This window comes from Flavobacterium covae (assembly GCF_001534645.1).
Taxonomy (GTDB): domain Bacteria; phylum Bacteroidota; class Bacteroidia; order Flavobacteriales; family Flavobacteriaceae; genus Flavobacterium; species Flavobacterium covae.
Genome location: NZ_CP013992.1, coordinates 45,195 through 66,492, shown reverse-complemented (window position 1 = coordinate 66,492; position 21,298 = coordinate 45,195). Strand labels below are relative to the sequence as shown.

Here is a 21,298-nt window from a genome sequence, read left to right as displayed (position 1 = left end):
AAAAGTAAAAATGGATACACTTATTCAAATCGCACAAATTCTGTTTATTCTCTCCGTTCTCGTTATTTTACATGAGTTTGGTCATTATCTTCCTGCTAAACTATTTAAAATAAGAGTTGAAAAATTCTATTTATTTATGGATCCTTGGTTCTCCTTATTAAAAAAGAAAATAGGTGATACTGAATGGGGAATTGGGTGGTTGCCAATTGGAGGCTATGTAAAACTTGCTGGAATGATGGATGAAAGTATGGATAAAGAACAAATGGCTCTACCTCCTCAACCTTGGGAATTTCGTTCAAAACCAGCGTGGCAACGTTTAATTGTTATGCTCGGAGGAGTAACTGTTAATATTGTATTAGCTTGGTTTATTTATATCATGCTTTTTACTACTTATGGTCAAAAATATGTTGCAACAAATAAAATTCAACAAAACGGATTAGCTTTTAGCGAAGTTGGCAAAAAGATAGGGTTTAAAAATGGTGATAAAATCATAGCCATCGACGGAGAACCAGTAAACAAAAATCTTAGAAAAGCAGGAATTGATGTATTATTTGCTAATAAAGTAACAGTGGAAAGAGCTAATACTAAATTAGATTTACCTATAAATGACACACATAGAAGAGAAATTATTTCGTCCGAAGGAAAAAACTTTATAGTACCTAGATTAAGATCTGTAGTAATAGATTCCATTATTCCTGGATTTCCAGCAGATAAAGCTAAACTACAAAAAGCGGATCAAATTGTATCTATTAACAATAACAAGGTGACATTTTTTGACGAATTAAAAGATGCTTTACAAAATTATAAAAATAAAAAAATACAACTAGGAATATTACGTAATGGAAACCTCCTTAATTTAGAAGCTCAAGTTAGTTCAGAAGGAAGTTTAGGTTTTACTAATAAAATGCCATCAGAAGAAGAAATGAAAGCAAAATACTTAGTAACAAATCAAATAAACTTCATACAGGCCATTCCTGAAGCAATCAAAGAATCATACAGCCAGATAAAATACAAAATAAAAGAATTCAAATTATTATTATCACCTAAAACAGGTGCTTACAAAAAAGTAAAGAGTCCAATTGGCATTACTAAAATGCTACCAACTGTATGGGATTGGGAATTTATATGGGGTTTCACCGCTATGTTCTCAATTGGATTAGCTTTTATGAACTTGCTTCCCATACCTGGTTTAGATGGTGGACATGCCATTTTTACCTTAGCAGAAATGATTACTGGAAAAAAATTAAATGATAAAGCCGCAGAAATTGTCCAAACCATAGGAATGGTTATATTATTGAGTTTGATGGCATTAACTTTTGGAAAGGACATATTTGAAATAATTGCACAAAAGTTTTTTTAATTTTTTTTCAAAAAGTGCTTGTATAATCAAAAATCTGTCTTATATTTGCACTCGCTAAACGGTAATAATCTTCCTCCTTAGCTCAGTTGGTTAGAGCATCTGACTGTTAATCAGAGGGTCCTTGGTTCGAGCCCAAGAGGGGGAGCAACTTTTAGCAAAACATAAAACCCATGAGGTGATTCCTCCTTAGCTCAGTTGGTTAGAGCATCTGACTGTTAATCAGAGGGTCCTTGGTTCGAGCCCAAGAGGGGGAGCAAAAGTCGATACTTATGTATCGACTTTTTTTGTACTTACTATAAACCAATCAAGGATGGATCAAGGATCAAGTGGATCAAGTCCAAAACCGGTTAAGTATATAATTGAAATCACGGAAGAAGTCATACTAAAAATTAAAAACACAAAAGAATGTATTTTTTAATTTCTCCACAACTTTTTAGCTTGAACCGAAATCATCGTTAGTTCGAACGCGAAGCGCATCGAGAATCAATACTAATTTTTATTACTTTATAGGATAGTACCTAAATCAATATTATGTGATTTCTCCCTTAGGTCGAAATGAAAGATTACGAACTTTTTAGACAATCTCAAGATTTAAAAAATAGCATTATAAGGAAATCTCAAAGTTTAAATAGTATAAATAAGACTACATTCTTATTATCAAACAAAAAAACAAAAACATAACACACTAAAAATCAATATATTGATTTTTTAAATTTATTTTTTTTAAAAAAAATGCGTTTTTTTACTTGTAAATCTAGAAAACAGTCGTATATTTGCACTCACAAAACAGAAACACTGTTACAAAAGGTTTGGTAGTTCAGTTGGTTAGAATACATGCCTGTCACGCATGGGGTCGCGGGTTCGAGTCCCGTCCAGACCGCAAAAGCTCTTCTTTAGAAGAGCTTTTATTTTTTAAACACTTCACGTTATTCAATTGTCCATTCAAAGAAGATCTAGGAATCAACACTAAAAACCAAAGATTGGGCACTAAGCAGAAAAATCGGATAACCACTAACAACACTTGCCCCGTCTTTCTAGCACCTCTAAATTACAACTTAATTAATCTTCTCTCCTAAACCACTTTCATCAGAATAATTATTTTAATATATTTGAATACAAAACTTATGATTTTCTAAAATAAAAATAAATAATATGAGCAGAACTTTGTTATTATTACTACTTACACCTTATTTTTATTTAGCTCAAGCAAAAGAAAATACTCAAATCCATACTTTGCTAGACAATTGGCATAAAGCTGCCTCAGAAGCAAAATTCACCCCTTATTTCAAGGCTATGTCTGATCAATCGGTTTTCATTGGTACTGATGCCACAGAAAATTGGAATAAAAAAGCTTTTATGAATTTTGCTAAACCTTATTTTGACAAAGGAAAAGCATGGAGTTTTTCCGTTTTAGAAAGAAACATTTATTTATCTCCTAACAAAAAAATGGCTTGGTTTGATGAGTTACTCAAAACTCAAATGAAAATTTGTAGAGGTAGTGGCGTTCTCATGAAAGAAGGCAAAAATTGGAAAATCAAACATTACGTATTATCTATGACAATACCTAATGATAATACTTCTGAGGTAATCAAAATTAAAGCGCCTATAGAAGACGCTTTAATTGAAAAGTTAAAAAAATAATTATCAAAAATTATCTATAGACATTTTCTTTCAATTGCTTAAACATTTCCTTCGTCATTGATTCTAAATCAAAATCATTTTGCCAATTCCAATCTTTTCTTGCACAAGAATCATCTATACTTGCAGGCCAACTGTCTGCTATCTGTTGGCGAAAATCGGGAGCATAATCAATCGTAAAATCAGGGTATTGCTTTTTTATTTCCTCTGCTATTTCTGCTGGGGTAAAACTCATAGCTCCTAAATTATAGGATGATCTAATTTTTATATCTTCGGCAGATGCTTGCATAATTCCTATGGTAGCTTTTATAGCATCATCCATATACATCATAGGTAATCCTGAATTTTCAGATAAAAAGGAGGTAAATTTACCTTCTGTAATTGCCTTATGATAAATATCTACTGCATAATCAGTAGTCCCTCCTCCTGGAGGTGTACTCCACGAAATTAATCCTGGATAACGTAAACTACGCACATCAACTCCATACTGTTTATGATAATATTCACACCATCTTTCTCCAGTTTGTTTACTAATTCCATAAACTGTCGAAGGCTCCATAATGGTATATTGTGGTGTATTTTCTCTTGGTGTTGTAGGACCAAAAACAGCTATACTAGATGGCCAGTATATCTTTTTTATTTTTCCAACCTTAGCTAAATTCAAAACATGGAAAAGAGAATTCATATTTAAATCCCATGCAAAAGCAGGATTTTTTTCAGCAGTAGCTGAAAGTAAAGCCGCCATTAGGTAAACATCCGTAATTTTGTATTTTTCAACTAAAAACTCTATTTGATTGTAATCTAATGCGTTTACAACTTCAAAAATACCATCATTTACAACATCAATATTTAATTTTCTAATATCAGAAGCAATTACATTTTCTACGCCGTATAATTGACGTAATTTTTGTGTAAGTTCGGTGCCTATTTGTCCACAAGCTCCAATAATCAAGATTTTAGTGTCCATTCTTAAAAATAGTTAGGAAGCAAATATACGTAATTATGATTATGCTGTTTCAAGATCTATTATAGATTTAGTTTCCATTACACAAAAGTTGTATTTTTGTAATCTATAATTTTTTAAAATGAAATCTTTTTTTATCTATAATTTAGGTTTGATCTTAGTTTTTATTTCTTGTAAAAAAGAAAAACAAGACGATTCTATTGAAATTCAAAAATCAATTAAACAAAAAGAATTAGTTTTTAATTCTTTAGACAAAGCTTGGGTTTTTTCTGAAAGAAAACTAACTCCTGAATCAGAAATAATAGCTTTAAACTGGAATGAATGGCGTTTATTTATTAATGAGTTATATCAGAAACCCAAAAGTTCTCTCAATGCTTTTAAATTGAAAACTAAAAATTTGGTACAAAAAGTAGATGTTTTACCCAACACAATTCCCATAAAACTTCAAAAACCCCAAATTAATGTAAGGCTTTCAGCTATCATTACAAAAATTAAAGCTCTAAATATGTTCTTAAATGTTGATCGTATCCCTGAACAAAGAGTAGTCATGTTAGTTTCAGATTTAAATTTAGAAGTAAATGCTTTTAACGATCAAATAGAAGAAATTGTACGTCGTAGTCATATCCAAATGGAGGAAGGAGAGGAAGATATGATTAAACGCATTAATGGAAAACAATCAGAATATTATATAAATCCTGATCTCCAAAATCCAACAAAACAAGAAGTTCCATCATTCGAAGAAATAAAGTAATTATTTTGAATACCGATTATATCAAGCAGTCATTTTTTAATCATTCTAAGATCAGTCAAATAGCTCATTTATTAAACAATGATAACAAAGTTCATCTTAAAGGTTTAATAGGCTCTTCTTTGTCATTTGTCATAGAAGCCTTATTTCAAAAAACAGACAAATCTTTTTTATTATTAGCCAATGAAAAAGAAGAGGCCGCTTATTTATTAAACGATTTAGAACACTTAATAGGAGAAAAAGAGGTTCTCTTTTATCCTAGCTCTTACAGAAGACCTTATCAAATAGAAGAAACCGATAACGCAAATGTCTTACTTCGTTCAGAAGTACTAAATAGGATTAATTCTAGAAAGAAACCTTGTATTATTGTTTCCTATCCTGAAGCCATTTTTGAAAAAGTAGTCACTAAAAAAGAATTAGATAAAAACACTTTAAAAATTTCAATTAATGATAAAGTTTCAATTGATTTTATCAATGAAGTACTATTTGAATACGATTTTAAGCGTGTTGATTTTATTACAGAACCTGGTGAATTTTCAGTACGTGGAGGTATTTTAGATGTTTTTTCTTTCTCAAACGACAATCCTTATAGAATCGAATTTTTTGGCAATGAGGTAGATAGCATAAGAACCTTTGATGTAAGTACTCAATTATCTATTGAAACTAAGAATAAAATTACGATTATTCCTAATTTTGAAAATAAATTATTAGAAGAAAAACGTGAAAGTTTTTTAGAATACATTCATCCTAAAACCTCCATTTTTATTCAAAATGCAGATTCCTTACTAAATAGTTTAGATAAGCTTTTTGCAAAAGCAGAAGAAAGTTTTGAAAAATTATCGAAAGATCTTAAACATGCTACCCCTAATGATTTATTCGTAAACCAAGAAACATTTATCAAACAAGCATTAAATTTTTCAATAGTAGAAATATCTGCTAAACCTACTTTTAAGATTCAAAACACTTTTGAATTTTATACAAAACCACAACCTTCCTTTAATAAACAATTTGATTTATTAATGGAAAATTTAAAAAATAATCGTCAGAATGAGCTAAAAAACTTTTTGTTTTGTGCTAATGAACAACAAGCTAAACGTTTCCATGATATTTTTGAGTCAATGGATGAAGAACAGCACGAACATTTTGCTAAAGATTATGAAACTATTGTTTTACCTCTATACCAAGGCTTTATAGACGAAGAAAATCAAATAGCTTGTTATACTGATCATCAAATTTTTGAACGTTATCATAAATTTTCCATTAAAAATGGATATGCTAAAAAGCAAAATATCACACTAAAAGAGCTAAATTCTTTGAGTGTAGGTGATTATGTAACACATATAGATCATGGAATTGGAAAATTTGGTGGTCTACAAAAAATTCAAGTTGAAGGCAAAACGCAAGAAGCTATTAAGCTAATTTATGCTGATAATGATATTGTATATGTAAGCATTCATTCATTACACAAAATATCAAAATACAATGGAAAGGATGGCACACCTCCTAAGATCTATAAATTAGGTTCAAATGCTTGGAAAACCTTAAAACAAAAAACAAAAGCTCGTGTTAAACATATTGCATTTAACTTAATTCAGCTTTATGCCAAACGTCGTTTAGATAAAGGATATGCTTTTGCACCTGATAGTTATTTACAACACGAACTAGAAAGTTCTTTTATTTATGAAGATACACCCGACCAACTAAAAGCAACTCAAGATGTAAAAGCGGATATGGAAAACGAACGTCCTATGGATCGTTTAGTTTGTGGCGATGTGGGATTTGGGAAAACAGAAGTTGCCATTCGTGCCGCTTTTAAAGCCGTAGATAATAGTAAACAAGTTGCTGTTTTAGTTCCCACAACTATTCTTGCCTACCAACATTTTAGAACATTTAAATCACGATTAAAAGACTTACCTGTAAACGTCAGTTACTTAAACCGTTTTAGAACAACCAAACAAAAATCTGAAATTCTAAAAGATCTTGAATCTGGTAAATTAGATATTATTATAGGTACTCATCAATTGGTCAACAAAAATATTAAATTTAAAGATTTAGGATTACTAATTATTGATGAGGAACAAAAATTTGGGGTAAACGTAAAAGACAAATTAAAGACGATTGCTAATAATGTGGACACATTAACACTGACGGCAACACCTATCCCTAGAACGTTACAATTTTCTTTAATGGCTGCAAGAGATCTATCTGTAATTAGCACTCCCCCTCCTAATCGTTATCCTATTGATACACAAATAATAGGATTTAATGAAGAAGTAATTCGTGATGCTATTTCATACGAAATTGAAAGAGGAGGTCAAGTCTATTTCATAAATAATCGTTTGGAAAATATCAAGGAAATTGCTGGAATGATTCAACGTTTAGTACCCAATGCAAAAGTTGGTATTGGTCATGGACAGATGGAAGGAAAACAATTAGAAGAAATTATGCTTTCATTTATGGAAGGCGAATTTGATGTTTTGGTTGCTACTACTATAATTGAAAGCGGTTTAGATGTACCAAATGCCAATACTATTTTTGTAAACAATGCCAATAATTTTGGATTATCGGATTTACATCAAATGCGTGGTCGTGTGGGAAGAAGTAATAAAAAGGCTTTCTGTTATTTTATAACTCCTCCTTATTCCGTAATGACCGAAGAGGCGCGTAAACGTATTCAAGCATTGACACAATTTAGTGAATTAGGCAGCGGTTTTAATATTGCAATGAAAGACTTAGAAATTCGAGGTGCTGGTGATTTATTAGGTGGTGAACAAAGCGGTTTCATTAATGAAATTGGTTTTGAAACCTATCAAAAAATTATGCAAGAATCTATTGAAGAATTAAAAGAAAACGAATTTAAAGATTTATATCCAGAAGAAAGTAATATTGAAACAAAGGAATATGTAAAAGACCTTCAAATTGATACTGATTTTGAACTGCTTTTTTCAGATGAATACATAAACAGTGTAACTGAACGTTTGAATTTGTATAATGAATTAGCGATCATTAAAACCGAAGAAAAACTACAAGAATACCAAAAACAATTGGAAGATCGTTTCGGGAAATTACCTAAATCTGGTTTAGCCTTATTAGATAGCTTGCGTTTAAAATGGAAAGCAACTCATTTAGGAATTGAAAAAATAGTATTAAAACAAGGTAAACTGGTTTGTTATTTTGTAGGAGATCAACAAAGTGATTACTATCAATCTTCCCGTTTTCACAAAGTCTTACAATTTATACAACAAAATGCAAATCTTTGCAAAATGAAGGAAAAAGAAACTAAAAACGGGCTTCGTTTATTGTTAACTTTCGAAAATGTAAAATCTATCAAAAAAGCATTAGAGTTAATTCAAATGATTTAGAAAAATATCTTAAATTTCAAAAAAGGTAAAAAACTCATCAAGAAAAGAAAATTTTCTTGATGAGTTAGATGAAATCACTTACTTAGTTGAAAAATTCTATTTCGTTAACTTTAAGTCTTTAATTATTTTAAAGGCTTTATCTACTACATTATCATCTACTAATACTGTAAATTCATTAGAGGTAGAAATAACTTCATATATAATAATACCCTCCCAAGCAAGGCGCTGGAAAATAAAATAATAAATACCAGGGGTAACAGTATTTTCTTTAGGAAGTTTAACAGTTATAGAGGAAAGATTTTCTAATTTTTGAGTTAATCTTTCATCCTTAAAATATTTATCAACGAGTTCACTTACAGAATCACTAACAACTATGTTCGTTTCATTAACACCTCTCGAAGAAGTAAAAAATACATCTTGTCGTTTATTAAGCTCAGTTATTAACTCGGCTTGTTTTTGAAAAATACTATCAGAAACTAAATACGTATAATCATTCAAAGAAGAACGAACTGTTATTTCACCGATTTCTCTTAAAACCTTTGTAATCTTATGGTTTACCTGAAAGCTTAAATCTTCCGATAGTCTTTTCAGAGCCATAATAATAGCACCTTGTTTTACATCTTTTCCTAATTCAGCTTCGAGCTCTTCTGTGATTAATCTTGCTAAAGAAGTAAGATTGATAATACCTTGCGATAACGCATTTAATAAAAATGGCTTAGACCTGATGTAGTTTTCTACTACAGAAGAAATTGTTTTCATTTCTGGGGAATTTAAATTTTAATTTTCACTCATTGTTAGTTTGTTTTTTAGAATGTATAATGTAAAATAAATAACCTCACAGTATGCAAATATATTTATAATTCACAAAATAAATACAAATTTTTTATCAAATATAATTTATTGTTTGTTTTTTCACCTTTTATTAAAAATAATAAAACGCATCAACTAAGTGTTCTATTGTGTGAACTTCATTTTTTTTTATTATTGCTATAATATCGAAACGAATTTCAAGATCTAAATTTGTTTCTTGAACATACTCGTCTATTGCTTTTACCAATAATTTTATTTTCTTTTTATTAACAAAATCTTCAGGATTACCATAGTCAACAGAAGTTCTAGTTTTAACCTCTATAACAATTAACCAATTGTCTTTACGTGCAATAATATCTATTTCAGCTTTTCTAGCTTGATAATTTTGTTCTAAAATTTCATAATTGTTTTGAAGCAAATACTCAACTGCGGCTTTTTCTCCTTGTTTACCTATTTCGTTATGTTCTGCCATACCTTTTATTTTTATTAACAATAATTACTTCTATTATTATGGTTTAAAAATAACCTTAGAACATTCTTTGTTAACATCTAATACTACTTCTGATCCAAGAATCAATGCTCTGTTATCTTTTATATGACCTGCTGGAAATTCGTAAATAATAGGAATATTGTATTTTTTTGTTACATCTTCCACGATTTGCAAGGCATCTTTACCCCAAGGAATTTCATTATCTTTCATTTTGGTCATTCCTCCTACAACAATTCCTTTAATACTTTCTAAACATCCATTGCGTTTCAAGTTCATCATCATACGATCAATATGATATAAATATTCATCAAGATCTTCTATGAATAAAATTTTATCTGTACAGTCAATCGCTGAAGCAGATCCAAATAAACTATACAAAATGGATAAATTCCCTCCTACTAATTGTCCTTTAACCAATCCTAAACGATTCATAAAATGCGGCAAAATTGTATATTCTAATTGCTCATCATTAAACAGTGCTATTCGCATAGATTCTTTCGCTTCTTTGGTTGCTTTAGCCACAGTTACTGGCATTATACCATGAATACTTTTATATCCCATTGTATTTAGATGGCTGTGTAAAACGGTTACATCACTAAAACCTACAATCCATTTTGGATTTTGCTTAAACTTAGTAAAATCTAACAAATCAATCATTCTTACAGTTCCATACCCCCCGCGTACACACCAAATCATTTTAATATTTGGATTATCTAATTGCTCTTGAAAATCTTTTGCGCGTTGCTCATCTGTTCCTGCTAATTGATTTAAGTCTAAGCCAATTGTACTACCTATCTTAACTTCTAATCCCCAACTTTTTAGCAATTCTATTGCGGGTTTTAAATTATCATCTATGTTTTTACGAGCTGTAGCCACAATAGCTACGGTATCTCCTTTCTTTAAATAAGGTGGTGTAATCATATTTTTTTGTGAATAAGAACAATAAAAAATTAAAAAAAATAAAAGATGAAATTTCATGTTTTCTGAAAAATACTTATAGATTGCAAAACTAACTAATAAACCGAAACAAATAAGTATGAAGAAATATTTACTTATATTAATCTTATCTTCTTTATTCGATAAATATTTTCTGTTTATATAAAATATTCTCAAAAAATATTATACCTTTTAAACTTTGAAATTTCCTCATAATACTATTTTTTTAATCTTGAGACTGTCCAAAAAGTTCGCAATCTTTTCATTACGGCCAAAGGGAGAAATTACATAATATTTATTATGAGACTCCTATTTACGTAGGAGTGACAAACTGTATGTTGATTTAGACACTTTTTTAATGCAGTATCTAAAAATTAGTCTTGATTCTCGATGCGATGCGCGCTCGAACTAATGATGATTTCAATTATATACTCAACCGTTTATTAGGGTTGTTTTAAAATAAAAAAACAGATCGAGAATTTTACTTTTTAATCCAGTATATTTTATGTTTAAATAGTATTAGTGCTAAAATCGTATCTTCTTAATAATCTTTTCAAACATTTAAATTGAGTTTTTTATTTTATATCATGCTTTTTTTATCTGAATACAAAATAGAATAGTATTTTTGTAGCCTTAAATTTATACTTGTTTCAAATCGTTTTTAAAAAATTGATTTACTATGATAATAAATCCAAAAAGATATACAATTACAGCAGCCTTACCTTATACTAATGGTCCTATTCATATTGGTCATTTAGCTGGGGTATATGTGCCATCGGATATTTACGCTCGATACTTACGTTTACAAGGAAAAGATGTGGTTTTCATTTGTGGAAGTGATGAACACGGTGTAGCTATTTCTATGAAAGCTAAAAAAGAAGGTATTACTCCACAAGAAGTAATTGATAAATACAACGGAATTATTCGTAAATCTTTTGAAGACTTTGGAATTTCTTTTGATAATTATTCAAGAACTTCTGCAAAGATACATCATGAAACGGCTTCTTCTTTTTTTAGAAAAATGTATGAGGAAAACAAATTTATAGAGGAAACTACAGATCAACTATTTGATGAAGAAGCACAACAATTTTTAGCAGACCGATTTGTAACGGGAACTTGTCCTAAATGTGCTAATGAAGAGGCTTATGGTGATCAGTGTGAAAAATGTGGAACTTCTTTAAATGCAACGGATTTAATCAATCCAAAATCAACTATAACAGGAACAACACCTATTCTAAAATCAACAAAACATTGGTTTTTACCTTTAGATCAATATGATACTTTTTTAAAAGAATGGATTATTGAGGGACATAAAAATGACTGGAAATCAAATGTATATGGTCAGGTAAGTTCATGGCTAAATGACGGATTAAAACCTCGAGCAGTAACACGCGACCTAGACTGGGGGATTGATGTCCCTGTAGAAGGTGCTGAAGGTAAAAAATTATACGTTTGGTTTGATGCTCCTATTGGCTATATTTCCTCTACTAAAGAATGGGCACAAAAAGAAGGTAAAGAATGGGAACCGTATTGGAAAGATCAGGACACTAAATTGGTTCATTTTATAGGAAAAGATAACATTGTTTTTCATTGTGTAATTTTTCCTGCCATGCTAAAAGCACATGGAGATTACATTTTACCCGATAATGTACCCGCTAATGAATTCTTAAATCTAGAAGGAAATAAATTATCTACTTCTAAAAACTGGGCGGTATGGCTACATGAGTATTTATCTGACTTTCCAGAAAAACAAGATGTATTACGTTATGCTCTAACTGCTAATGCTCCAGAAACAAAAGACAATGATTTTACTTGGAAAGATTTTCAAGCAAGAAACAATAATGAACTAGCAGCCATCTTTGGAAATTTTATTAATCGAGTAGTTGTTTTAACTAACAACTACTACAACGGAATTGTTCCTACTCCAAATACTTTTACAGAAGTTGATGAACAAACATTAACTGAATTAAAAGCCTATCCAGCCGTAATAGCATCTTCTATTGAACGTTATAGATTTAGAGAAGCTTTAGGTGAAATGATGAATGTAGCTCGTTTAGGTAATAAATATTTAGCTGATGAGGAACCTTGGAAAATGGTTAAAACAGATCCAGAACGAGTAAAAACACAAATGTATGTAGCTCTACAAATAGCAGCTGCTTTACGTGTATTAACTGAACCTTTTTTACCTTTTACAGCTAATAAATTAGCTAAAATCTTAAATCTAGAGCAACTAGATTGGAACAAAGTGGCTAAAACATCAGATTTATTACCCGCAGGACACCTCATCTTGACTGAAAAAACAGATGTTTTATTTGCCCAAATCGAAGATACTGAAATACAAAAACAAATTGACAAATTAGAAGCAACCAAAACAGCTAATGCTGCTGAAAAAGCTTCAACAAAAAATAACATTATGCCTCAAAAAGAAACCGCTACTTTTGATGATTTTTCAAAAATAGATTTACGTGTAGGAACTATTATCGAAGCCGAAAAAATGCCAAAAGCTGATAAATTGTTAGTTTTAAAAGTAGATACAGGAATTGATATTCGTACAATTGTTTCAGGAATTGCAGAACATTTTACACCAGAGGAAGTGATTGGTAAACGTGTAACTGTTTTAGTAAATCTAGCCCCACGCGCTTTACGTGGCGTAGAAAGTCAAGGAATGCTTTTATTAACTCAAAACACGGAAGGCAAACTAGTTTTTGTAAATCCTGAAAATGAAGGAGTTGAAAACGGAGCCACAATAGCTTAATACACAAATTTCAAAATACAGATAAAGGGTTTTCTAAAAATAATTATTCAAATTTTCGTTCATCGTTTCAAGTACAAGAGAAATTACAGCATAAAAACTAAATCATTTCTCTTTATGATAGACATAATAAGATTACTTTTTTAGAATACCCTTTTCTCTTTTAAAAAATATATGTAAAACCTAACATTACATAGAATAAGGAATAACAAAACATATTGAGGAATTTATTCATTTCAATTATTAATTATTCCTCTCATTTTTAATTAAAAAAAGACATACTCTCATATATTTCATCTAAAGGAAATAATTAAGAAAATTAAGTAACCTAATTATAACCTAACATTTTTTCGTACCTTTGCTTGGTAAACAAACCTATTTTTATGTTACAAAAGAATATTGAAGACGCGTTAAATAAGCAAATTAGAATAGAAGCCGAATCATCACAAGTATATTTATCTATGGCTTGTTGGGCAGAAATACATGGCTTTGAAGGAATTGCCCGTTTTATGTATTTACAATCTGATGAAGAGCGTATGCACATGCTTAAATTAGTAAAATATGTAAACGAACGAGGAGGGCATGCCTTAATAACTGATTTAAAAATGCCAAAAACATCCTTCAACACTTTTCAAGAAATGTTTGAAGAATTGTATAAACATGAATTATTTGTATCTGATTCAATTAATGATTTAGTACACATTACTTTTGAAGGAAAAGATTATGCAACACATAATTTCTTACAATGGTATGTAGCAGAGCAAATAGAGGAAGAAGCACAAGCAAAATCTATTCTAGACAAAATAAACATGATAGGTGATGACAAAGGTGGTTTGTATTTATTTGATAGAGACATACTTCAAATAACAAATAAAAATAATGAAGCCAAATAACGCTTGTTTTGAGCAAAAAAGAAAAAAATAAAAACAAGGACAATCACGAAAAAGCTTTAGAAAGATTACACAAAAAAGCTGAAAAGTGCAAGTCAAAATGTTGTGAAAAATACAAGAAAAAAGAATCAAAAAGATGCAAACGTTGTCCTATGTTTGATTTGATTGATAAAATTAAAACTCCCTCCAAATGAGGGAGTTTTTCATTTAAAATATTTTATTTTTGAAAACTCTTTAAATAATTCAAACATGGCTCCTAAAATAATAGCTTTTGATGCAGATGATACTTTATGGCACAATGAACCTTACTTTGACGAAGCGCAAGAAAAATTTTGTACTTTATTTCACAGCTACGCCTCGCATCAAGAAATTTTACAATTAATACTAAACAATCAAATTAAAAATTTGCCTCTATATGGTTTTGGAATTAAGGGCTTCACTCTTTCTATGATTGAATCAGCCTTACAATTAACTCAAAATCAAATTTCTGGAAATATTACAAATAAAATCCTCCAAATAGGAAAAGACTTATTACTAAAACCAGTAGAACTACTCCCAGAAGTAGAAAACGTACTAGAAGAATTAAAAGATAAATACAAATTAATTGTAGCCACAAAAGGTGATTTAAAAGACCAACACCGCAAACTACATGATTCAGGATTAGGTCATTATTTTCATCACATTGAAGTAATGACGGATAAAACAGAGATTGACTATACTAAAATGCTAGGAAGATTAGATGTACAAGCTTCAGATTTTATGATGATTGGCAATTCTTTAAAATCAGATGTATTGCCTGTATTAAATATAGGAGGTTACGGAGTGCATATTCCTTATCACACTACTTGGGTCTACGAACAAATTGATTTTGAAATTAAACACACCAACTTTAAAGCAATTGAATCCATTAGAGATATATTATCACTACTGTAAACATTAAAACTCTACAATCAAAATATTAATTATTTTAAGGAATACTCTTATTTAGTATTTCTATATAAAACGTAATGAGCATTAAACAACGATTTATGCCATTAATAATAAATTCTTATCCATTCAAAAAACGATATATATAATTTAATCTTCGTCGATACATTCGTGTTATTAATCTTTTTATGATAACCAATCAACTAATAAGATTCCACAACCTTCATCAAATCATTACTTTTGAATGTTTACTGCAATAATTTTTATTAAATAAATTTTTGGGAATGAAAAAATTACTAAACATTCTTCTTTTAGAAGATGATAAAATTGAGGTTATGAAATTCAACAGGGTAATTAACTCATTAAATCTAGTCCATAAAGTTATTGAAGCAAATAATGGTGTCGAAGCCCTAGATATTTTAAAAAACAAAGACATTTTACCCGATATAATCGTGTTAGATTTAAACATGCCAAAATTAAATGGGATTGAATTTCTAAAAATCTTAAAAGAAGACGAAAGGTTAAAATATATACCCTCTATAATCCTTTCTACCTCTAGTAACCACAAAGATTTATTAGAATGTTACAAAATAGGAATAGCAGGCTATATTATTAAGCCTCTAAAATATGATGAATATGTTGAAAAAGTTCAATCTCTTTTTGAGTATTGGAGTCGTAATGAATTAATTTCACATTGATTTTTATGTATGGAATTGTAAATAAAGCTATTCAAGATTTAATCATATCAAATTTTGGAGAACAAAAATGGAATGAGATCCGAAATAAAAGTGGTATTAACCAAGATTATTTTATAAGTGGACAATCTTATGATGATGATGTAACTTATAAATTAGCAAATACGACTGCTAAAGAGTTAAACACAACAATTGATGAAGTTCTCACAACTTTTGGAGAATGGTGGGTTTTAAAAACAACACAGGAGAAATACCAAGGTTTGATGGAATCAGGAGGCACTTCTTTAAAAGATTTTTTAATTAATCTTCCTCTATTCCATAATAGAGTCATGCTTATTTATCCTAATCTAACTCCTCCTGAATTTAAAGTATCGGATATTTCCGAAAAAAGTCTTAACTTACACTACTTCTCCGTAAGAGAAGGTTTACAGGCTTTTGTAAAAGGTTTGATTCAAGGTTTAAGTATTTCATTTAAAACTCCTGTCAAAATTAAAGTTATCAAAAGCCGTAATAAAGGCGATACTCACGAGATTTTTAATATAAGTTGGTAGAACTATGTGTAATATTCAATTCAATTTTAACAAAGATGAGTTTAATTCTATTTTTCCTTTCCATATTTTAATTGATGACCAATTAAAAATCATAAGTTTAGGAAAAACATTAAGTAAGTTATTACCCAAAATTGAACTGGATACTTATTTTATGGAATCCTTTAGTTTTCAAAGACCACATTTTAAGAATATTCATTCTAATAATTTTACACAAACATTAGATCAGCTAGTTATATTACATACACATGATAAAAAAATAATTCTTCGAGGACAAATAAATCTACATGGAAATTTTTATCTCTTTACCGGCTCTCCTTGGTTTAATTCTATAAAAGAGGTTGTTGAAAATAATCTAACTTTTCAAGATTTTGCTTTCAATGACCCACTAATTGATTTATTACATGTCTTAAAAAATCAAGAAATTCAAAATCAAGAGTTAAATGAATTGGTTCTTAAAATCAATCAACAACAAAAAATACTTGAAAAAGATAAAGAAGAACTTCAGGTCTTATCCTCTATTGCAAAAGTAAACCTAAACGCTGTCATTATTTGCGATAAGGAAGGTAAAATTGAGTGGGTAAATGAAAGTTTTGAAAAAGTAACGGGTTATAACAATCAAGAAGTAATAGGAAAAAAACCAGGTGCATTCCTTCAAGGTGAAGAAACTAATAAGGAAACTATAGCTTATTTAAAAAAACAACTTTCTCGAGGAGAACCCTTTAATTGTGAAATATTAAATTATACAAAAGATAAAACTAAATATTGGGTTAGGATTCATGGTCAAGCATTAAAAAATGATAACGGTCAAATAATCAAATACTTTGCAATAGAAGAAGATATTAGCAATGAAAAGTCTTATCAAGATGCCTTGAAATATGAAAAAGAAAAATATAGTAGCATCATTGCAAATATGAATTTAGGACTACTTGAAGTAGATAATGATGATCTAATTCTTTTTTCAAATCAGTCATTTCTAGAGATGAGTGGTTACACCATAGATGAACTAATTGGTAAAAATGCAACTGATTTATTGGCAAATGATACAAGCAAGATGCTATTAGCAGATCAAAATAAAGCAAGAAAAAAGGGAATTTCTGATTCCTATGAAGTTTTAGCAAAAACTAAAAACGGAGACGATCGCTATTGGGTTATTAGTGGTGGTCCTAATTACGATGCAAAAGGTAATATAGTGGGTTCTATAGGTATTCATTTAGATATTACACAACAAAAAAATCTAGAACTACAAAAAGAACGATTATTACTTAGACTCAAAAAACAAAATCAGCAACTCAATGACTATGCCCAAATAGTTTCACACGATTTAAAATCGCCTCTTAGAAGCATTCATTCATTAATTTCTTGGATCAAGGAAGACAATCTGAAAGAATTTAGTGCACAAACATTAAGTTATCTTGAAATGATTGAAGGCAAAGTTGAAAAAATGGATCATCTAATTCAAGGAATTTTGACCTATTCTAAAATAGACACATTAGAAAATGTTTATGAAGAAGTTGATATCAATGAAATCATACAAAATATAATTCAGATAATTCATATTCCAGAAAATGTTGAAGTTATTATAGCTACTATTTTACCAATTATTACAGCTGACCAGTATAGAATACAACAATTATTTCAAAATCTAATTAGTAATGCTGTAACCTATATAGATAAGCCTATAGGAAAAGTAATCATAGATTATAAAGATACTAATGACAGCCATTTATTCAGCATAAAGGATAATGGTCCTGGTATAGCCCCTGAAAATCAAGATAAAATTTTTACCATATTTCAATCTTTTACTAAACACGAAAAATCTACAGGAATAGGACTTTCAATAGTAAAAAAAATTATTGAAAACTATAAGGGAAAAATATGGCTTGAAAGTCAAGAAAATATAGGAACCACTTTTTTTATTAAGATCCCAAAACTAATACGATGAAGATAGTACAAGCATTTCTAGAAAAAAATCTTGAATGGAATTATGTAGTTTCTAAACAAGAATTAAAAAATCCTTTCGTTTTAGTTTTTGGCAATAGACAACTATTAGAAGACCCTAAAATTATAGAAAAAATCAGAAAAGAATTTCCTTATGAACATTTAGTTTTTGGTTCTACCTCGGGAGAAATTATTGATACGAACGTAATAAATAATACTGTTCATATTACCGCCATAGAATTTGAAAAATCTACTTTTATTATAAAAAATGGCAACATCAAAGAATATAATTTAGATGTTTATCAACTAGGTAAAAAATTATCTCAGGATATACCTAAAGAAAAACTAAAACATTTGATCGTAATATCCGAAGGTAGTTTTGTTAATGGTAATTCATTAATAGCAGGCATTGAATCTATAATGCTTCACAATATTCCGATTTCTGGAGGAATTTGCGGAGATGATGATCGATTTCAAAAAACACTTGCCTCCTATAAAGAAGATCCAAAAGTAGGAGAAGTGATTTTAATTGGGTTATATGGAGAAACATTAGAAATATCAGTAGCTAGCCATGGTGGTTGGCTCACATTTGGTCCTGAACGATTAATTACAAAATCTGATGCCAATATTTTATATGAAATAGATGACAAACCTGCTCTAGAACTTTATAGAAAATATCTTGGCGACAAAGCAAACGAACTACCTAAAGCAGCATTGTTATATCCATTACATGTAAAAGCAGAAAATAAAGAAAGAGCCGTAGTAAGAACCGTATTAAATATAAATGAAGATAATCATTCTATGACACTCGCAGGTGATGTTCCTATCAATTCTAAAGTACAATTGATGATGACATCAGTAGACGGTCTCTCAGAAGGGGCACAAAAAGCAGCTCAAGAAGCAATGCAAAATAGAATAAATAAACCTGAATTTGCGTTATTAGTCAGTTGTATCGGTAGAAAATTAGTAATGGATCAAAGAGTAGAAGAAGAAATTGAAGAAGTAAAAAAAACAATTGGTAATCAAGCTGTCATCAGTGGTTTTTATTCCTATGGCGAAATAGCTCCTTTTGATCGAAACACTGGCTGTGAACTGCATAATCAAACCATGACTTTAACCTTAATAAGTGAATAATGAATCCTCTACTAAGTAGACAAATAGACAAATACTTAAAAAAAGAAGGTACCGATTTATTACTAAATCAGGATTTTATTAATGCTATTAATGATTCATACAACAATTATGACGAGCAATTAAAAATGTCTCAAAGAGCTATGAAAATAAGTTCTGATGAACTCTATGAAGCAAATGATAAATTAAGGCTTGAAACAATTAATTTAAAAGAAATCAATAAAAATCTTGAGGAAATTATTAATTCAATGGCTATCAAGTCTACACTAAATGAAATAGAAAATGAGAAAGATCTTGTAGAAAAATTAAAAAAACAAACCATAGAAATTATTTCCATAAACAAACAAAGAGAAACCTTATTAAAAGATTTAGAAGAACAAAACCAAGAATTAAACGAGTATGCTCATGTAGTTTCACATGATTTAAAAGCCCCTTTAAGAAACATACATACACTAGTAAGTTGGTTCATTGAAGATAATAAAGACAGAATAGGAAATGATTGTCTAAACTCCCTAAACTCAGTATTAGTCAATGTAGAAAAAATGGATCTCTTAATCAAAGGAATTTTAGAGTATTCTACTATTGATAAACTAGAAACCAGTGATAGATTAGTTGATTTTAATATACTTTGTGAAGAAGTACTAAAAAGTTTCCATATTCCTTTAAATACTAAAGTGTACATTTCCTCAGACCTTCCAAAAATTTATGGAAATACGATTAGATTCAAGCAAATTTTTCAAAACTTAATAGATAATGCCTTAAATTCAATGAATAAAGAAAAAGGAATTATTGAAATAGGTTACGAAGACCAAAAAGAAAATTATCTTTTTTATATAAAAGATAATGGAAAAGGAATTAGTCCAGAATATTTCAATAAAATATTTAATGTTTTTACCAAATTAGAAAACGATAACAATTCATCAGGTATAGGTTTGTCTATTGTAAAAAAAATCGTACTTTTATATAGAGGGAAAATTTGGGTAGAAAGCCAAGAAAATGAAGGATCAACATTTTATTTTACTTTATCTAAACAACATGGAACAACCTAACGAAAGCTATATCAAACAATTATCAGGAGATAACGATGTATTTAGAACAAAAATAATTTCCGTAATAAAACAAGAATTACCAGAAGAAATCAATACTTATAAAGAAAACATAACCGCCAAAAAATTCCAACAAACAGCTTCTTCTGTACATAAACTTAAACATAAAATTTCTGTTTTAGGAATGGAAAAAAGTTATTATCTTGCTGAAGAGTTTGAAATAAATTTACTGAAACAATCAACAGATTTACAACTAGAATTTGAGGCTATTTTAGATGCTATGCAACAATTTGTTGATCAATTAACTTAATGAATGAATTGTATTATTGTAGATGATGAAACTTTAGCAAGAACCATAATTTACCAAATGGTTTCTAATTATTCGGAAATGAATATTGTTGAAGAGTTTTCTAATGCAATTCAAGCCATGAAATATTTAAATCAAAATTCTGTAGATTTAATATTTCTTGATATTCACATGCCTGATTTTACAGGTTTTGATTTTATACAAACCGTTAAAAATCCTCCTAAAATAATTTTAATTACATCTGATAAAAATTATGCAATAGAAGCTTTTGAATACGATTGTATAGTAGATTATATTGTAAAACCTATTACTCAAGCACGTCTTGACAAAGCCATTCAAAAATTCAAATCCTCATCTATAAAACAAGAAAATCCTATTACAAAAGCTGAAAACTCTATTCTTATTCAAAATGAATCTAACGATTTTTATATAAATATTGATAGACGACTTATAAAAATTAATTTTCAATCTATTAATCTAATTGAAGCTAAAGGAGATTACATTATCATCAAAACAGAACATAAAAACTATACCGTTCACTCAACGCTCAAAAAAATTCAAGATAAACTACCTCAGAGTTTATTTTTAAAAGTACACCGTTCTTACATAATAAATGTAAAAAAAATTATAGATATTGAAGATAACAGTGTTCTTATAGGAAAAGAAGTAATACCCGTTAGCCGCTCTAATAGACCTGAATTAATAAACAGACTTAACTTACTTTAGCACCATCTCATTCATCTATAGATAATT

The 21,298-nt window shown here is 29.4% G+C and carries 18 protein-coding genes and 3 tRNA genes; 17 read left to right on the top strand and 4 right to left on the bottom strand.

Going from position 1 to position 21,298, the window contains the following annotated elements:
• Positions 1 to 10: 10 nt before the first annotated feature.
• The 5 genes from rseP to AWN65_RS00270 all read left to right on the top strand — a co-directional run bounded on the left by rseP (position 11) and on the right by AWN65_RS00270 (position 3,001).
• Entirely contained in the window at positions 11 to 1,360 is a 1,350-nt protein-coding gene (rseP, locus tag AWN65_RS00290) for an RIP metalloprotease RseP (protein ID WP_060381324.1), read from the top strand.
• 71 nt (positions 1,361 to 1,431) lie between these two features.
• A tRNA-Asn gene (locus AWN65_RS00285) sits at positions 1,432 to 1,505 on the top strand.
• 35 nt (positions 1,506 to 1,540) lie between these two features.
• Positions 1,541 to 1,614: transfer RNA gene (locus AWN65_RS00280), tRNA-Asn, on the top strand.
• Between the two features lie 552 nt (positions 1,615 to 2,166).
• Positions 2,167 to 2,240, top strand: a tRNA-Asp gene (locus tag AWN65_RS00275).
• 272 nt (positions 2,241 to 2,512) lie between these two features.
• Complete coding sequence (locus AWN65_RS00270) at positions 2,513 to 3,001, top strand: nuclear transport factor 2 family protein (protein ID WP_060381323.1); 489 nt, start codon at positions 2,513 to 2,515, stop codon at positions 2,999 to 3,001.
• Positions 3,002 to 3,011: 10 nt separating this feature from the next.
• Here the strand turns inward: AWN65_RS00270 and AWN65_RS00265 are convergent, their stop codons facing one another.
• Entirely contained in the window at positions 3,012 to 3,965 is a 954-nt protein-coding gene (locus AWN65_RS00265) for an NAD-dependent epimerase/dehydratase family protein (RefSeq protein ID WP_060381322.1), read from the bottom strand.
• 118 nt (positions 3,966 to 4,083) lie between these two features.
• Here AWN65_RS00265 and AWN65_RS00260 point away from each other — a divergent pair, with 118 nt between their 5' ends.
• Entirely contained in the window at positions 4,084 to 4,713 is a 630-nt protein-coding gene (locus tag AWN65_RS00260) for a hypothetical protein (protein ID WP_060381321.1), read from the top strand.
• A gap of 5 nt (positions 4,714 to 4,718) precedes the next feature.
• A complete protein-coding gene (gene mfd, locus AWN65_RS00255; protein ID WP_060381320.1) occupies positions 4,719 to 8,072 on the top strand; it encodes a transcription-repair coupling factor in 3,354 nt (1,117 codons plus the stop codon).
• A 96-nt stretch (positions 8,073 to 8,168) separates the two neighbouring features.
• Here mfd and AWN65_RS00250 read toward each other — a convergent pair whose 3' ends face one another.
• The 3 genes from AWN65_RS00250 to AWN65_RS00240 all read right to left on the bottom strand — a co-directional run bounded on the left by AWN65_RS00250 (position 8,169) and on the right by AWN65_RS00240 (position 10,293).
• Positions 8,169 to 8,831, bottom strand: a complete 663-nt coding sequence (locus AWN65_RS00250; RefSeq protein WP_060381319.1) for a hypothetical protein — start codon at positions 8,829 to 8,831, stop codon at positions 8,169 to 8,171.
• A gap of 163 nt (positions 8,832 to 8,994) precedes the next feature.
• Positions 8,995 to 9,354 carry a YraN family protein gene (locus tag AWN65_RS00245; protein WP_060383785.1) on the bottom strand — a complete coding sequence of 120 codons (360 nt, stop codon included), beginning with the start codon at positions 9,352 to 9,354 and terminating at the stop codon, positions 8,995 to 8,997.
• A 36-nt stretch (positions 9,355 to 9,390) separates the two neighbouring features.
• Positions 9,391 to 10,293: a S66 peptidase family protein gene (locus AWN65_RS00240; protein ID WP_235588334.1), complete on the bottom strand. Its 903-nt coding sequence runs from the start codon at positions 10,291 to 10,293 to the stop codon at positions 9,391 to 9,393.
• A gap of 694 nt (positions 10,294 to 10,987) precedes the next feature.
• On the opposite strand from AWN65_RS00240, the gene metG reads away from it, so the two are divergent.
• The 10 genes from metG to AWN65_RS00185 all read left to right on the top strand — a co-directional run bounded on the left by metG (position 10,988) and on the right by AWN65_RS00185 (position 21,271).
• Positions 10,988 to 13,063: a methionine--tRNA ligase gene (gene metG / locus AWN65_RS00235; protein WP_060381317.1), complete on the top strand. Its 2,076-nt coding sequence runs from the start codon at positions 10,988 to 10,990 to the stop codon at positions 13,061 to 13,063.
• A 380-nt stretch (positions 13,064 to 13,443) separates the two neighbouring features.
• Positions 13,444 to 13,953, top strand: coding sequence for a ferritin (locus tag AWN65_RS00230; RefSeq protein WP_060381316.1), 510 nt, complete (start codon positions 13,444 to 13,446; stop codon positions 13,951 to 13,953).
• Between the two features lie 246 nt (positions 13,954 to 14,199).
• The gene (locus tag AWN65_RS00220) at positions 14,200 to 14,883 is read left to right on the top strand and encodes an HAD family hydrolase (protein ID WP_060383784.1); all 684 of its coding nucleotides are present in this window, start codon (positions 14,200 to 14,202) and stop codon (positions 14,881 to 14,883) included.
• Between the two features lie 278 nt (positions 14,884 to 15,161).
• The gene (locus AWN65_RS00215) at positions 15,162 to 15,575 is read left to right on the top strand and encodes a response regulator (protein ID WP_014165761.1); all 414 of its coding nucleotides are present in this window, start codon (positions 15,162 to 15,164) and stop codon (positions 15,573 to 15,575) included.
• 5 nt (positions 15,576 to 15,580) lie between these two features.
• Positions 15,581 to 16,123 carry a heme NO-binding domain-containing protein gene (locus AWN65_RS00210; protein WP_060383783.1) on the top strand — a complete coding sequence of 181 codons (543 nt, stop codon included), beginning with the start codon at positions 15,581 to 15,583 and terminating at the stop codon, positions 16,121 to 16,123.
• A gap of 4 nt (positions 16,124 to 16,127) precedes the next feature.
• On the top strand, positions 16,128 to 18,065 hold the full coding sequence (locus AWN65_RS00205; protein ID WP_060381314.1) for a PAS domain S-box protein: 1,938 nt from the start codon (positions 16,128 to 16,130) through the stop codon (positions 18,063 to 18,065).
• Complete coding sequence (locus AWN65_RS00200) at positions 18,062 to 19,195, top strand: FIST signal transduction protein (protein ID WP_060381313.1); 1,134 nt, start codon at positions 18,062 to 18,064, stop codon at positions 19,193 to 19,195. The genes AWN65_RS00205 and AWN65_RS00200 overlap by 4 nt, the downstream gene beginning before the upstream one ends.
• A complete protein-coding gene (locus AWN65_RS00195; RefSeq protein ID WP_060381312.1) occupies positions 19,195 to 20,241 on the top strand; it encodes a sensor histidine kinase in 1,047 nt (348 codons plus the stop codon). The genes AWN65_RS00200 and AWN65_RS00195 overlap by 1 nt, the downstream gene beginning before the upstream one ends.
• On the top strand, positions 20,228 to 20,548 hold the full coding sequence (locus AWN65_RS00190) for an Hpt domain-containing protein (RefSeq protein WP_060381311.1): 321 nt from the start codon (positions 20,228 to 20,230) through the stop codon (positions 20,546 to 20,548). The genes AWN65_RS00195 and AWN65_RS00190 overlap by 14 nt, the downstream gene beginning before the upstream one ends.
• A gap of 3 nt (positions 20,549 to 20,551) precedes the next feature.
• Positions 20,552 to 21,271 carry a LytR/AlgR family response regulator transcription factor gene (locus tag AWN65_RS00185; protein WP_060381310.1) on the top strand — a complete coding sequence of 240 codons (720 nt, stop codon included), beginning with the start codon at positions 20,552 to 20,554 and terminating at the stop codon, positions 21,269 to 21,271.
• Positions 21,272 to 21,298: the final 27 nt, after the last annotated feature.